The sequence below is a fragment of the Motiliproteus sediminis genome, assembly GCF_017912535.1.
GTDB lineage: Bacteria > Pseudomonadota > Gammaproteobacteria > Pseudomonadales > Balneatricaceae > Motiliproteus > Motiliproteus sediminis.
In genome coordinates this window covers 126,149-140,659 of the sequence record NZ_JAERQK010000003.1, presented here as the reverse complement: position 1 = coordinate 140,659, position 14,511 = coordinate 126,149, and the positions used below count along the sequence as shown (strand labels likewise).

17 protein-coding genes are annotated in these 14,511 nt (G+C 60.1%); 10 read left to right on the top strand and 7 right to left on the bottom strand.

What is annotated here, in order from left to right:
- Positions 1-4: 4 nt before the first annotated feature.
- The 6 genes from JJQ76_RS07510 (at position 5) to JJQ76_RS07485 (ending at position 7,703) form a co-directional block, all read left to right on the top strand.
- The gene (locus JJQ76_RS07510) at positions 5-547 is read left to right on the top strand and encodes a hypothetical protein (RefSeq protein ID WP_210396157.1); all 543 of its coding nucleotides are present in this window, start codon (positions 5-7) and stop codon (positions 545-547) included.
- Between the two features lie 67 nt (positions 548-614).
- Entirely contained in the window at positions 615-1,718 is a 1,104-nt protein-coding gene (locus JJQ76_RS07505) for a substrate-binding domain-containing protein (protein WP_210396156.1), read from the top strand.
- Positions 1,715-3,556: a LuxQ periplasmic sensor domain-containing protein gene (locus JJQ76_RS07500; RefSeq protein WP_210396155.1), complete on the top strand. Its 1,842-nt coding sequence runs from the start codon at positions 1,715-1,717 to the stop codon at positions 3,554-3,556. The genes JJQ76_RS07505 and JJQ76_RS07500 overlap by 4 nt, the downstream gene beginning before the upstream one ends.
- 129 nt (positions 3,557-3,685) lie before the next feature.
- Entirely contained in the window at positions 3,686-4,855 is a 1,170-nt protein-coding gene (locus JJQ76_RS07495; RefSeq protein ID WP_210396154.1) for a DUF3095 domain-containing protein, read from the top strand.
- Positions 4,856-5,183: 328 nt separating this feature from the next.
- Positions 5,184-6,236: a Glu/Leu/Phe/Val dehydrogenase dimerization domain-containing protein gene (locus tag JJQ76_RS07490; protein ID WP_210396153.1), complete on the top strand. Its 1,053-nt coding sequence runs from the start codon at positions 5,184-5,186 to the stop codon at positions 6,234-6,236.
- A gap of 63 nt (positions 6,237-6,299) precedes the next feature.
- Positions 6,300-7,703: a sodium-dependent transporter gene (locus tag JJQ76_RS07485; protein WP_210396152.1), complete on the top strand. Its 1,404-nt coding sequence runs from the start codon at positions 6,300-6,302 to the stop codon at positions 7,701-7,703.
- A 65-nt stretch (positions 7,704-7,768) separates the two neighbouring features.
- On the opposite strand, the gene JJQ76_RS07480 is transcribed toward JJQ76_RS07485, so the two are convergent.
- The gene (locus JJQ76_RS07480) at positions 7,769-8,035 is read right to left on the bottom strand and encodes a hypothetical protein (RefSeq protein ID WP_210396151.1); all 267 of its coding nucleotides are present in this window, start codon (positions 8,033-8,035) and stop codon (positions 7,769-7,771) included.
- A 326-nt stretch (positions 8,036-8,361) separates the two neighbouring features.
- Between JJQ76_RS07480 and JJQ76_RS07475 the strand changes: the two genes are divergently transcribed.
- Positions 8,362-8,934 (top strand): GIY-YIG nuclease family protein, encoded by a 573-nt coding sequence (locus tag JJQ76_RS07475; RefSeq protein ID WP_210396150.1) that lies wholly within the window; start codon positions 8,362-8,364, stop codon positions 8,932-8,934.
- Here the strand turns inward: JJQ76_RS07475 and JJQ76_RS07470 are convergent.
- From JJQ76_RS07470 to JJQ76_RS07455, 4 genes are all read right to left on the bottom strand, one after another.
- Positions 8,931-9,224 carry a hypothetical protein gene (locus JJQ76_RS07470; protein ID WP_210396149.1) on the bottom strand — a complete coding sequence of 98 codons (294 nt, stop codon included), beginning with the start codon at positions 9,222-9,224 and terminating at the stop codon, positions 8,931-8,933. The genes JJQ76_RS07475 and JJQ76_RS07470 overlap by 4 nt on opposite strands.
- A gap of 147 nt (positions 9,225-9,371) precedes the next feature.
- Positions 9,372-9,644 carry a hypothetical protein gene (locus JJQ76_RS07465; RefSeq protein WP_210396148.1) on the bottom strand — a complete coding sequence of 91 codons (273 nt, stop codon included), beginning with the start codon at positions 9,642-9,644 and terminating at the stop codon, positions 9,372-9,374.
- 77 nt (positions 9,645-9,721) lie between these two features.
- On the bottom strand, positions 9,722-10,654 hold the full coding sequence (locus tag JJQ76_RS07460) for a D-2-hydroxyacid dehydrogenase (RefSeq protein ID WP_210396147.1): 933 nt from the start codon (positions 10,652-10,654) through the stop codon (positions 9,722-9,724).
- 51 nt (positions 10,655-10,705) lie between these two features.
- The gene (locus tag JJQ76_RS07455; RefSeq protein WP_210396146.1) at positions 10,706-11,197 is read right to left on the bottom strand and encodes an MOSC domain-containing protein; all 492 of its coding nucleotides are present in this window, start codon (positions 11,195-11,197) and stop codon (positions 10,706-10,708) included.
- Positions 11,198-11,306: 109 nt separating this feature from the next.
- On the opposite strand from JJQ76_RS07455, the gene JJQ76_RS07450 reads away from it, so the two are divergent.
- From JJQ76_RS07450 to JJQ76_RS07440, 3 genes are all read left to right on the top strand, one after another.
- Complete coding sequence (locus tag JJQ76_RS07450; RefSeq protein ID WP_210396145.1) at positions 11,307-11,498, top strand: hypothetical protein; 192 nt, start codon at positions 11,307-11,309, stop codon at positions 11,496-11,498.
- 224 nt (positions 11,499-11,722) lie between these two features.
- Positions 11,723-12,406 (top strand): LOG family protein, encoded by a 684-nt coding sequence (locus JJQ76_RS07445; protein WP_210396144.1) that lies wholly within the window; start codon positions 11,723-11,725, stop codon positions 12,404-12,406.
- Positions 12,407-12,521: 115 nt separating this feature from the next.
- On the top strand, positions 12,522-13,181 hold the full coding sequence (locus tag JJQ76_RS07440) for a class I SAM-dependent methyltransferase (RefSeq protein WP_210396143.1): 660 nt from the start codon (positions 12,522-12,524) through the stop codon (positions 13,179-13,181).
- Between the two features lie 24 nt (positions 13,182-13,205).
- On the opposite strand, the gene JJQ76_RS07435 is transcribed toward JJQ76_RS07440, so the two are convergent.
- Positions 13,206-13,529: a HesB/IscA family protein gene (locus tag JJQ76_RS07435; protein ID WP_210396142.1), complete on the bottom strand. Its 324-nt coding sequence runs from the start codon at positions 13,527-13,529 to the stop codon at positions 13,206-13,208.
- A gap of 287 nt (positions 13,530-13,816) precedes the next feature.
- Positions 13,817-14,467 carry a hypothetical protein gene (locus JJQ76_RS07430; protein ID WP_210396141.1) on the bottom strand — a complete coding sequence of 217 codons (651 nt, stop codon included), beginning with the start codon at positions 14,465-14,467 and terminating at the stop codon, positions 13,817-13,819.
- Positions 14,468-14,511 lie beyond the last annotated feature (44 nt).

The window sequence follows — 14,511 nt, the reverse complement described above, 5'->3', positions numbered from 1 at the left end:
TGCCATGCTCCGCTTTGCGTCCGTTCTGTTTTTCCTCTGCCTGCTCTCCTCACCGGGTCAGGCTGACAACAACCGCACCCTGACAATCAAGTTGCTCGACAACCACGGCGATGCGATCGCCATCGGTTCGCTGAACCTATTTGCCCAGCAAACAGGGTACAAGTATCGCCTTCACCTTGATCACAGCCGCTTTACCGATCACTTTCTATCCATGAAAGAGATGAAGTGCCTGGAAGGTAAAGAGCTCTGGTGTCACTTGCCCTACCCCTACGCCAGCCCACGCCTGATCAGCGCTGATGACCTGCGCTGGCTGGAGCATGACCTGCTGTTCCTGTTCAAGCGCCCGGGCGAGTTCGGTGCTGATTTCTGGAACGGCATCTACTACCGTCTGAGCTGGCAAGGCGACCATATTGTTGGCACCGCCAACGCCGTCGACCTGAATCTGCTGGCGTCGCCGCCGGAGAATCATGAACCGCCGCTGGGGCAATGGGATATCGAACCGGTCGATCCACAACAGCGCTGGCTGACAACGATCCGCATTCGTTAAATGGCGGCAGACGCGACGCTTAAAAAACGGTAAATTACGCCCTTTTTCCACACAAAGAATAGGGCCGATGACTTTTTCACCCACCCGCTGGCTGGCACTGCTGTGGCTACTGAGCTGGCCTCTGGCCGCCGCTGCGCTGGACGATTACCAGCTTCTGGATGACTTTTACAACGAGAATCCGCAGCAGTTGACTCTGGCCCGGCAGCTACGAACCCAGGTTCAAGATTTGCCGCGCCAGGCGCCCGAACATCTCCCGCCGATACGCATAGCGGTGGTTTACCCGGCCCAGCAAAAATCGGACTACTGGCGTCGCAGCCTGCAGGTGTTTACCCACCGCCTTGACCGCCTGGGGCTGGACTACCAACTGGAGCGCTTCTTCACCCGCCCGGTACTGGACGAAACCGAACTCAAGCAACAGCTACGTGACGCACTGCAGAGCGATCCCGACTACCTGATTTTTACCCTCGACTCGCCGGCCCATCGCAAGGTGATCGAGCGTCTGCTGGTAAGAGGCCGTCCGAAGCTGATCTTGCAGAACATCACTACCCCGTTACGGGATTGGCAAACCGCCCCGCCGCTGCTCTACACCGGCTTCGACCATCAGCAGGGCACCCGAATTCTGGCCGACACCCTGTTCGTCAACCCCACCGAGCCGGCCCCGCAACGGATCAGCGTCATATTTCGTGATCGCGGCTATGTCAGTGCCATGCGCGGCCAGACCTTTATCAAGCTGGCGCAGCTGCATGGGGCTGAAGTGGTATCGCGTTACTATACCGCCGCCGATCAGGAAAGCGCTCGCCTGGCGACACTCGACGCCCTTGACCAGAACAGCGATATCGACCTGTTCTACGCCTGTTCCACCGACGTCGCCTTCGGTATCCAGGCGGCGTTGAAAGAGCGCGGGGTGCAGCACCGCATCCGGGTAAACGGCTGGGGCGGCGGCGTTGAAGAGCTGGATGCGATCGCCCGCGGCGAGCTTGATCTGACCGTCGTTCGCCTCAATGAAGAGAGCAGCATTGCCATGGCCGAAGCCATTCTCAACGACCAGTTGGGATTGCCCGTACCACAGGTCTACAGCGGCGAGATGCGCCCCCTGACCCGGCAACAACCGGCAAGCATTCAGAACGCCCTGCGCGCCCTCGCCTTCCCCCACAGCAGGGAGCAACCGTGAAACGCGGCATCTCAATTTTCACCCTGCTCGGCGGCGCGGTACTGATGGGCTGCCTGATACTCAGCGGCATTCTGCTGGGCGTCCAGTTCCAGCACGCCGACGAGCAGGCGACACGGGAACGTGACAGCGCCTTCGCCCTCAGCCGCGCGCTACTGCAGGCGGTGCTCAACGGTCACCTTGAGCGCATCGACAGCCAGCTCACCCAGCTGATCAATCAGGAGGAGCTGGATATCGGCCCGGGCCTCGCCGACTTTCAGCAGCTGCACCAGCGCCTGACGGTGCTGGAAGGCCAGGGACAGACGCGGGCCTTTGACCGCCTGATCCTGGCGACGGCGGACAACCGAAAGTGCCACGACCACGGCGACCCGTTTTTCCGCGCCAACTGCGAACAGCTGATTCGCCAGTTCGACGATCCCCTTTACCGCTGGCACCTGTTCAGCAGCGGCGACTCGCTGGACCAGATCGGTCTGATGGCGCGTGAACCGCTACTGGAGAACGGCAGCGGCCGAGTGCTGGGTTACCTCTATGCGGCAACCCTGCTCAGCGATAACTTTGCCCTGCTCAACAAACTCAACGCCGCGCTGGGAGGCTTCAGGTTGACGGTGGCACTCACCCATCAAGACCGCATTCTGGTGAGCAACACCCGCCTGGACAAAGCCCAACGGACCGCCGTTGCTGCCGCGCTGGAGCACAGCCATACCGGAGTCCGCACCGGCTCGCTCTACGCCCGCGCCGATGGCATCCGCCTGGATCACGAAACCGGAGTCCTGCAACTGGTCACGATAGTGCCGGCCGACAGCGCCGATCATCTGGCAGCGCGGATGACCGGCCAAGCCATATCGGCGCTCACGCTTGGCACCCTGCTGGCCATCCTGCTGAGCATGGTAGCGGTTAAGCTCACCCTGCAGCCGCTGGTGAATCTGTTGCACTACACCCGCGCACCAGACCAGCGCAAAGAGCTACCCAAGGCCGGAGTCGTGGCCGAGATCAATCAGGTGATCAAACTGTTGGCACATCATGTCAATGAACTGGACAGTTCGCGACTGACGCTCAAGCGCTACAGCGACGAGCTGGAAGCAACCCACCGCGAAGTACAGCAGAGTAATCAGTCACTGCACCAACGCTCCGTCGAACTGGAACAAAGCAACCTGCGTCTTGAGCAGTTGATGACCCAGAACAAATCGCTGCTGCACCAGCTGTTCCACCTGCAGGAGGAGGAGCGCAAGCATCTGGCCCAGGAGCTTCACGACGAACTGGGGCAAACGCTGGCGGCGGTCAGCACCGAAGCCCACATTATTCTGCAACGTCTGGGCAGGGATCACCCCGATTATCCAGGTGCCGAGTCGATCTATCACCGCGCACAAGAGATGTACGATGTGGTGTACAACCGCATCGTCAGCCTGCGCCCACTGCCGCTCAACGATCTCGGCCTGAGCGAAGCGATCGGCCACATGCCGGTGCTGCTGCAGCTGCAGGATCAGGGCTGCAATGTCGAGCTGGACCTCCCCCCGCTACCAAGACTGGCAGGAGAGATCGAGATCAGCCTGTTCCGGATTGCGCAGGAAGCCCTGAACAATAGTTATCGTCATGCCGCGGCGACCCAGGTCGCCGTGTCACTGCAGTTCAACCGTGGCACCCTGCAACTGGTGGTGCGCGACAACGGCAAAGGCTTTGACGTCAGCAAGCAACAGCAGCTGGCCGGCTTTGGCATCAACGGAATGCGCGAGCGTTGTCACGCGATCAATGGCTCCCTGCACCTGGAAAGCGGCGATAAGGGAACCTCGCTGCTGGCCCAGGTGCCGATACCCACCACCGCGCTGCTAACCGCCTCCCCCTGACGCTGAACGGGACGCCTCGTCCGTACCAGGGGGCAACCCTCCTACCCCTTAACCTCATACGCTGCAACACCGCCACTCTGGCGCGCCGCAGCGGGTTAGCCTATGGTTGAGCCAGTAACAGGACGCGCGATGCCCACTCCAGCCGATACCCAGCGTTTCTACGCCAATCTGCCTGCAACCACAGAGTTTGCCCGCACCCTCGACGAAGGACGCTTTGCCCCGGCGCCTGACGACTGGCACCTGATCGTTACCGACATCGAGAACTCCACCCGAGCGATTGATGCAGGACGCTATAAAGCGGTCAATCTGGTGGGGGCCGCCTGCATTAGCGCAGTACTCAACGCCAGCGATCGCAGCAACATCGGTTATGTATTTGGCGGCGATGGCGCCACCCTGCTGGTACCGCCCTGCGCTATCGACAACGCACTCAGCGCACTGGCTGGATTGCGCACCCTGGCACAGCAGCAGTTTGCCCTGACCCTGCGTGTTGGTTCGGTACAGTTGCGCACCCTCCGCCAGCATGGTGCCCGGTTGCGGGTGGCCAAACTGCAGCTCTCCCCCGGTAACAGCCTGGCGCTGTTTTCCGGCGGCGCCAGTGCACTGGCGGAGCAGATGATCAAAACGGACCAGCGTTATCACTACCGTCGACCGCAACCGCCATCGGCCGCCGACCTTTCCGGCCTTTCCTGCCGACTTGAACCGCTGGAGAGTAGCAAGGGGGTGATGCTCAGCCTGATCGTGCAGGTTAGCGCCCCGCCGACCGATCCCATCCACAGCGGCTACCAACCGGTGTTAACCGCAATCAACCAACTGCTGGGCGGCACCGACCTCAACCACCGGCCGGTGCGCGCCGACAACCTCCGTTGGCGCTGGCCGCCAGCAGGGCTGGGTGCCGAGATCCGCGCCGGCCGCGGCCGGCATCGTCACTGGCTGTGGCCGCTAAAAGTACTCCTCAGCACCCTGGTTCATGTTTGCCTTAATCGCCTTAATCTCTCCGCAGGGCACTTCAATCCCCGCCGTTATCGGGATGAGCTTCGCCGAAACAGTGACTTTCGCCGCTTCGATGACACCCTGCGGTTACTCCTAGATTGCAGCAGCGATGAAGCGGACCAGATCGAGGCCTGGCTCCAACAGCAAGCCGAGGCTGGCCAGCTCGACTACGGCTGTCACCGCGCCTCTCAAGCGCTGATGACCTGCATGGTATTCGATCTGCAGCGCAGTGAGCATATCCATTTTGTCGACGGGGCCGACGGCGGTTTCACCCTTGCAGCGCGCGCGCTCAAAGCGCGTAGAGGATGATCCAAAGCGGCGCGGCCATTATTTTCACCGAGCGTTTAATATTTAACATTGACGTTAACGTAAACTTGCATTAGCGTAACCCCACGCCTCACAAGGGCGAACCAGCAAGCACCGGTTACCTCCGGGATAACAACAAAAAACTGCACCGCGCTGCGATCCAGTGACGGTAAAGGAACCTGATATGAACGCTGTACTCTCGATTCGGCCCTGCGCCCTCAGCGCGGAGCCCCGCCCTGCTCTCCAGCTATCGCTATCTCCCGGTCCGGTGCCACGCGCCTAGCCGCACCCTGCACCCGTTCCACCAAAAATCGATACCCGGAGACACTCCATGAATGTTTTCAGCCATCCTGAATTTGATCACCACGAAGCCATCCACTTCTGCCATGACGAAGCCTCTGGCCTCAGGGCGATTATCGCCGTTCATAACACTAACCTCGGCCCCGCCCTGGGTGGCTGCCGCATGTGGCCCTATGCCAGCGACGAGGAAGCCCTGCGTGATGTTCTCCGCCTCAGCAAGGGCATGACCTATAAATCAGCCCTGGCCAACCTTCCCCTCGGGGGCGGTAAGTCCGTCATCATTGGCGACCCCCGCCAGCATAAAAGCGAAGCACTGTTACGCGCCATGGGGCGCTTTCTGGAGCAACTGGGCGGCCATTACATCGCCGCAGAAGACTCCGGTACCAGCGTTCAGGACCTGAAGGTCATGGCATTGGAAACCGACCACGTCGCCGGTGTGCAAACCCGCCCCGGCCTCCTTGGCGGCACCGGCAGCGGCGACCCCTCACCCGCTACGGCTTACGGCACCTTTATCGGCCTCAAGGCCGCGGTAAAGCATAAATTGGGGCGCGACGATCTCACCGGACTGCGGGTAGCGGTCCAGGGCGTGGGCAACGTTGGCTTCCGCCTCGCCCGCCACCTCCATGACGCGGGTGCCAAGCTGTGGGTCAGCGATATCTATCCGGAGCAACTGCAGCGCGCCAAAGCAGAACTGGGCGCGGTGATCGTGGACTCCAACGAGATTATCGACCTCGACGTCGATGTATACGCCCCGTGCGCCCTGGGTGCGGTGATCAACGATGACAGCATCGAGCGCCTGCGCGCACCGATCGTTGCAGGCGCCGCCAATAACCAGCTGGCTGAAGCACGGCATGGCCAGATATTGACCGACCGCGGTGTGCTCTACGCCCCCGATTTCGTCATCAATGCCGGTGGCATTATCGACGTTTGCTACGAACGTCAGGGCTACGACGCTGACCGGGTTCGCAGCCACGTGGAACAGATCGGGCCCACCCTCAGTGAAATTTTTGCCCGCGCCGAGCGCGAGCAACTGGCGACCGCGCTGATCGCCAACCAACTGGCCGAGGAACGCTTCCGCCTTTAACCCCATCCGATTACGCCCCGACAGATCGGGGCGCCCACAACAATAACAACTCAGGAGAGATCGATGTCCAGCACTTCAACCACCCTTACCCGCGACGCCAGCGGCGAACAGGCGCCGCGCCTGTGGTCCTCACGCTTTGCCTTCGTGCTCGCTGCTACCGGTTCAGCCGTGGGCCTTGGCAATATCTGGAAGTTCCCCTACATCACCGGTGAAAACGGTGGCGGGGCTTTCGTTCTGGTTTACCTGCTCTGTATCGCTCTGATCGGCCTGCCGATCATGATGGCCGAAGTAATGATCGGTCGCCGCGGCGGCCACAACCCCATCACCACCATGAAGAACCTCGCAGCCAAAGCCGGAATCTCGGCCCGCTGGCAGGGGCTGGGCTGGCTCGGCGTGGTCGGCTCGTTCATTATCCTGTCGTTCTACTCGGTGATCGGTGGTTGGGCTGTTTCCTACGTTGGCACCAGCGCTACCGGCACCTTTGCCGGTGCCGATGCTGACGCCGTCGGCGCGCTGTTCGGCAACCTGCTGGGCAGCCCCTCGACCCTGCTGCTATGGCACACCCTGTTCATGGCGCTGGTGATGGTGGTGGTCGCACGCGGTGTGCGCGCCGGTCTGGAAAAGGCCACCACCTGGTTGATGCCGGCGTTGTTCGTACTGCTACTGATGCTGGTCGGCTACGCCTTTACCACCGACAGCTTCGGCCAGGGCGTCAGCTTTCTGTTCAGCCCGGATTTTTCCAAGCTCAGTACCGAAGGGGTACTGACGGCTATGGGGCACGCCTTCTTTACCCTCAGTCTGGGGATGGGCGTGATGATGGTCTACGGTGCCTACCTGCCCAAGCAGGTCTCCATCGCCAAGGTCAGCATCGCCGTTTCCTTGATGGATACCCTGGTCGCGTTGCTGGCAGGTCTGGCGATCTTTCCGATTGTGTTCGCCAACGGTCTCGAACCCGGAGCAGGCCCCGGCCTGATCTTCCAGACCCTGCCACTGGCCTTTGGCCAGATGCCGGGCGGTACCCTGTTCGGCACCCTGTTCTTCGTGTTGCTGGTGTTCGCCGCCTGGACCTCAGCGATCTCCCTGCTGGAGCCGGTTGTCTCCTGGGTTGAGGAAAACAAGGGCATCAGCCGGGTCACCAGCACTCTGGTTGCCGGCGCCGCCATCTGGACCATGGGCCTGCTGACCATTCTGTCGCTGAACGAGTGGTCCGGATTTCACCCGCTGGGCATGTTCGCAACCTTCGAAGGCAAAACCATCTTCGACCTGCTCGATTACCTGACCGCCAACATCATGCTGCCCCTTGGTGGTTTGCTGGTTGCGCTGTTCGCCGGCTGGGCACTGCGTCGTGACAGCGTGCAGGACGAGCTGGGGATGGGCGACAGCGCCATGTTCCGGATCTGGTACGGGCTATTGCGTTACGTGACCCCGATCGGGGTGCTGGTCGTGTTCGTCTACAACCTGATCTGATCGATCGCCAGTAGACGCAAAAAGCGGGGCCTCGGCCCCGCTTTATTGGTCAATATTAGCGCTGCTCAGTCGCTGCCTTCCTGATTGGCTGGCCAGGGTTCGTCGAGTACTCGGCGCACAAACGCCACTTGGCTGGCTTGCTCAAGCACCTCCTGAAAGCGCTGTTCATTGACCACGCTATCCATACAGAAACGGTTGCCGATATAGCCCAGATAAGCCCAGCGCGCCGCCGGGATAGCGTTGTTCAGGCGCTGTTGCAGGGTTTTGAAAGCCACTGATTTCAGGGGCTGGCCATCGATCTGGTAATCCAGCACCAGGGTTACTCTGCGCATGATCACACTCCTTTGTAAACGCTTGCCAATTTATGCCATAAACGCACACAAATTTCACCGCTAATCCTCATCTCATTCCGCAAACCAGCAGACGTGGTTCAGGCATAGTCAAGGATCACGCGCCATAGTCCCGCGTGTACCACATCGGGTGAACGTTGGCGGAGCTCTTGATCAATCAGGTTAACAGTGGCGCTCCCATCCGGGCACTACCCGGAAATATCCCCGATGACAAGACTGGCAATCGGATTAGTGCGCTCTATAATACGCGCCCTTTCGAGCGGGGCCAGACCCCGGTCTGGTTGTACTCGCAGTAGGAACAAACTCCCGTGATCGTATTTACCCTCACCAACACCCTATCGGGGCAAGTTTACGTTGGCACCACCCAAGATTGCCCGCAACGACGCTGGGGACAGCTCTGTGCTGCGGCCCATGAAGGCCTGGAGGATGACCTTTTCAGTGATATCCGCCACTGTGGCGAAAACAGTTTTGAGTTGCGGGAGTGGGCGGTAGCCGAGTCGCTGAGCGAACTGCGTCAGCTGGCTGAAGAAGCGCTGACTGAACATGACGCGCTATCGCTACAGGGGATCCGCACCCGGCCGACCCGGCGTGCAACCCGCGACACTACGCCGCAACCAAGCCAGGCCAGCCCCAAGCGCTCAGCAGCGCAACGCAAGGCGTCAACGGTTGGCACAGCCACGCCGGCGGTCAGTATGGACGGTCCAGAGAAACTGCCCACCGGGCGGGTACGAAACAGCGACAAAGAGAGAAAATTACGCGCCGCCATAGAGCAGCAAAAGATCGAACGACTGGCTCAGGAGAGAGCGCAACAACAGGCGCAGGCTGATGAGATGGCGGCCATCATGGCCCGCATCGACAGCCGCGGCGGCAAACGGAGTTAAAAACCAACAGCGATCAGCGGCTGCTCCAGCGACAACAGACGACGCAGGCGCTGTCGGTACTCCCGCGCGCGGCACTGCAGACTGTCGCAGGCGAAAAGCTCAATCCCGGCGATGGTAGCCTCATCAAGATCCAGCAGCGCGGCCAGTGCGATCTCTCGCCGCTCGCGCTCACTGCTGGCACCCTGCATCAGGGTGACGGTATCGATACCCTCGACAAAACGACGACGAGCATGGCGTGCAATACGCTCAAAGTCGCTATTACCCAGACATTCGGAGTTAAAACAGGTCATACCACTCTCGCTGCAGACACCTGACGCCGGCCTGTGACGCCACCGGTACGTGGTTCTGCCCACGAGTACAAGACTAGCAGCCAACATGCTGCATTGCACCAATCCGTTAGTCTAAAAAAACTACGACTTTCGAACGATCTCGCGCGACTATTCCAGACCGAATCCTTCAGCCTCCGGTTCGCCGCGTTCACACAGCCGATGATACTCCGCAATCGCTTTCAACAGCCGGCCATGCTCCTGCTCGTCCTGACCAAATTTGAGGTACGTTTCGGTCAGTGCCAACACCTTTTCCAGATGCTCCAGTCGATAGTGACCGTTGAGCAGTGCTTTACCGATAAAGTAGCAATCCTGTCCGCTTTCGCGAAGATGCGCGGCACGCGCCAGCGCGCGCTGCAACTCATATTTAGTCGGTGTACCCATGATCATCCCCCCCGGCGAAAGCTCTGTTTCCCCTAGCCTAACAGGCCTACTTACAGCATAGCTCAGCGACTGTCGACTCAATAACCACGCTCGAAGTCCACCCTGTGAAGCAGCGGCATGCCGGCGCTGAAACGGTGGTAGTTATCGATAAAAATCGGCGCTATATCGGCAACCCGGCTCGGCGCGGCGGTATGGGAGGTAACCAGTAGATTGGGCGTCTGCCACAACGGGTGCGAGGATGGCAGCGGCTCTTGCCTGAACACATCCACCACCGCCGCACGCAACCGGCCACTGCCAAGCGCCTGTATCAGGGCCTCTTCGTCAATCAGATTACCGCGTCCCACGTTGATCAACACCGCTCCCGGTTTGAGAACCGAAAAAGCCTCGCCATCAAGCTGGTTGCGGGTAGCAAGCGTGCTCGGCAATGAAGCCACCAAATAGTCGCAATGAGGCAACATCTCCGCTAACTGGCCTTGGCAATAGGCGCGCTCCAATGTTGGATGAGCACCACCGCTGCGCGAATAGCCAAGTACTGTCAGACCAAAAAATCGCCCGGCCTCGGCGAGCGCGGTGCCGATGCTACCCATGCCCATCAACCCCAGTGTTTTGCCTCGCAAGACACCTGGCTCAACCGGGTGCCAACGCTGCTGACGGGTTGCGTGATAATGGTCGCGATGCTGGCGTTCGATGGCCAGCAGATGACCGAACACGTACTCCACCATCAGCGGACCGAACACGCCACGAATGTTGGTCAGCTGGTAGTGCCGGGCAGGCTGGCGTATCAACGGGGTTACGCCCGCCCAGGTGGACTGCAGCCAGCGCAGATCAGGCAGCCGGGGCACCAGCGGCGCGATCAGATCCGGGTCGGCCAGGACCACGGGCACCTCTGCCAGCGCGCTAGCCGCCGGGGTCTCGGTGAACGTTAACGGTGCTGTCGTCAGGCTGGTCGCCAGTGCGTCGGCGTAGGCGTTGGCCTGCTTGCTGACAATGGCAACAGAGGGTTCTGACATGGGGTCTCCTGATAAGCGTATTGCGGATTTTAACGACACCACTGCTGCGCATTAAAGTCTGATCAAGGCATCGCCAACTCGCAGTATGCCGGTTTTGCTGATGCGGGCACACAGACCACCATGCCCCAGCATCGCCGCGAAACCGCCCGGCCCCAACACCGATTCCATCCGCGCGCAGGGGTGACACCACGCAGTTGCCTCAAACTCGGCCTCCCCTATCGCAAAACGCTGATGCCGCAGGGCGTTGAGGTTGATCCCGGATACCAGGATATTGCGTCTCAAAATCACCGGATCGATGGCATCACGCCCCAGATAAAGGGAGATCTGAGCGATAAACTCGCGACTGATAAACGTAACCTGACGCCCACTACCCGGGCGCCCCTGACAGCGACGATCTCCTTCCAGCCCCTGCCCCTCTAGCGCACACACCTGATCGACCACCCGGATCTCGCCTTTGCGCTCCTCACGCAGGCCGATCCACTCCACTCGCCCCGGTGGCAGGTCGCTAGTGTAGCGTGCTATGAGTCCCCCTTGACTGCTCATACCTCTCTCCTGAATGACGGCTCTTTGCCTTATCTCAAGGTTATCAGACTCCGGGCGTGCTAAAGTGTCACCTCGTTGTCCGAAAAATCGCCCTTAAGGGAGGCCTATGATGGATGTCAGTCAAGCCCTCGCGCCCGCCATGGCGACTATCGAAACCGCACGCATGCGTGAGAATGTCACCGCCAAACTGCTGAAAGAGTCGCTGGAGATGCAAGGCGAGCAACTGCTGCAGCTGATTCCGCCGGTACCCCAAGTCGACCCCAGCTCAGCCATTGGCCAGAATATCGACCTGTACGTCTGACGCCGCAGCCAGAACGCCCCGTTCAAAGCCAAGTAAGAAAGGCACTACTCCCGGTAGCGCCTTCTTGGTGGGCCCGACCTGATAAGCAGCGCTTACCGCGACAGGTTCTATCCGCTTTTCCGTCGCCCCGCTGGCGTCGGTCCGTTTCAGCACCATGCCAGCTGAAGCGCCGACCTGTAAGCCGCTATACTCCCTGAATCTAGCCTGCGACGGAGCCCACCGCGATGATTGAGGACATAAAAGGTGAAGAGAGCTGGCGCCTGCTGCGCATTCTCGCCGAGTTTACCGAAGGCTATGATCGCCTCTCCGATCTGGGCTGGGCGGTCACCATCTTCGGCTCCGCGCGAACCGAACCCGAGGATCCCTATTACCAGCAAGCCCGCGCTCTGGCGCAGCGCTTAGGTGAAGAGGGGTTTGCGATTATCACCGGCGGCGGACCCGGCATCATGGAAGCGGGTAACCTCGGCGCCCGCGACGCCGGGGTTGCATCGGTGGGGCTCAATATTCAGCTACCGATGGAGCAGCACCCCAACCCGTATCAAAACCTGTCTCTCGACTTTCGTTACTTCTTCGCCCGCAAGGCGATGTTTATCAAATATTCGGTGGGCTATGTGTGCATGCCCGGCGGCTACGGCACGCTCGATGAGTTCTTCGAGGCTCTCACCCTGATGCAAACCATGAAAATCTATCCGTTACCGCTGGTACTCTACGGCAGTGAGTTCTGGCAGGGGCTGATTGATTGGCTCAAAACTGCACCGTTGAAACAGCGCCTGATCTCGCCCGAGGACCTTGATATCGTCACCATCACCGACGACATCGAGGTGGTGGTCAAGGCGATCTGTGATCACCGCAGCTGGAAAGAGGAAAAGATTCGCCAGGCGCAACAAAGCCTTAACAAGGGGCCCTGAGCCCGCCCGCTGGATATATATTCGCCAGTTATCGGGGCAGCGCGTACAATAACGCCATTGCGTAGCGAATCGGTCCGATGTGAGGGAACTGCGTTCACCTGACAGAGACCGTCCCATGTCCGCTCTTCGGCTGCGCTACCAGACCCTCGAGGTTGGTAGCTACGATGTTCACCTGCGCACCCTGCGCGATAATCAGCAGTATCAGGACGACCTGGGCATCGCCGAGTCGTTGGGAATATCCTCGGCCACCTGGCCTCTGTTTGGCATCATCTGGCCCTCCGGTGAGGTGCTGGCAAACCAGATGCTGGTGCAGGAGATCGAGGGCAAACGGATTCTCGAAGTGGGCTGCGGTATCGGCCTGTCGAGCCTGCTGCTTAACCAGCGCAACGCCGATATTACTGCTACCGATTACCACCCCGAAGCGGGCCGTTTTCTGGCTGAAAATGTGCGCATCAATGCCGGCGAGCCCATTCCCTTCGTGCGCACCGGCTGGGATGACCCCCAAAGCAGCCTCGGTCAGTTCGACCTTATCATTGGCAGCGACCTGCTCTACGAACAGGAGCACGCCATCCTGTTGGCCGGGTTTATCGACCAGCACGCCAGGCCGGCCTGTCAGGTAGTCATGGTCGACCCCGGCCGCGGACACCATGCACGCTTCAGCAAAATGATGATCGCCCGGGGTTTCAGCCACTGCCAGAACCACCCGCACGACACCTCGTATCTCGAACGCCCATTCAAGGGCGTCGTCCTAAGCTACGAGCGTACCGCGGCTTGAAACCGGCACAACTCTGGGCAAAGTTCAGGCGGTAAACGATTTGCCGCAACTGCACTCGCTGCCCGCGTTAGGATTGCTGAAGGTAAAACCCGACCCCGACAGCGCGTCAACGAAATCAACCGTCACCCCGGCCAAGAGGGGTTGGCTGGCTGGGTCGATCAGCACGCTGAAACGCCCGGCATCGACAACCAGGTCATCCGCCGCTGGCGCGGCCTCCAGACTCATTTCGTAGGCAAGGCCGGAGCAACCGCCACCGGTTATCCGCAGCCGCAGCGCATTGGCGTCACCATCCGCCCCCTGAATAAAACGCCGAACCGCCTTACGTGCGTTGTCGGTCAAACTGATCATGTTTAGCTCCTGATTCTTGCTAGTGGTACCGGAGCTATCGCAACATCGATGCCAATCTGCGCACTTGATTAACTAACTGAAATATAAAGAATCAGTCGCACATCGCCTCGCTGCCACTGTGACATTTGTCACCTTTCCGACCTGTTTTCGTCACTCGCGTGGCAATTACTCCAGCCGTTAACCGCACTTATGGGGAGGGGGAGGGGGATGGTTTCCCCCTCCTACACGATCCATGTGCCAGCTTGGCAGCTGTCGCTACCCATCAAAAAGAGGGTGTCGGCGGTTTCTTAGTCCGCCGCGAAACAATAAAACTTTCCGGCGCCGCCGGTCCGCGCCAGTGCCTCCTGACTGCAACCGCGACTGGCGTGGGCTGAATTCCATGAGACGTTGCCGCCGCCGTGGCGGTCATGATGCCCCACCTGCGCACTGCCTTCGCCGCTGCTGGTCCAGTTATTACAGGTATGGTCCTGTTCATCGGGGAAATAGGCCATGCCGTCATCGCCACTGCCGGTCAATATATCGTGCTCGTTGGGCTTGTCGTAACGCCCCTTGATCCGGTTCCCCTGTTCATCGAGTGCAGTTTCCAAGGTGATGGTTTTGTTATAGAGATGCAGATCGGTCAGATTGGCGGCTATCAGCACCCCCTGAGCGTTGTACCAGGGACCATTACCGATCCGGTGACGCGCCGACACTCCTCGCTTGTCCGGCAGCTCGGTGCTCAAGTAGGCGCGCCAGACGCGTTCCCCGGCCCCCGCCGCCGCTGCCAGCTTCTGGCAGTGGGCGTCAGCGCCTTCCAGACCGCCAAGATCGGCACCATTGCCCATGCCCACACTGGTCACAAAAAAACCCATCGGGCGCTCTTCGGCCTGCAATGGAAGCACCAGTACCAGCATTATTGCGCCGCACAGGGTGCGGCAGTAACCCTTCAACCAATTCATAGCCCATCTCCTCAAATAGTGGCCGGTATCGGCACGGCAACCCA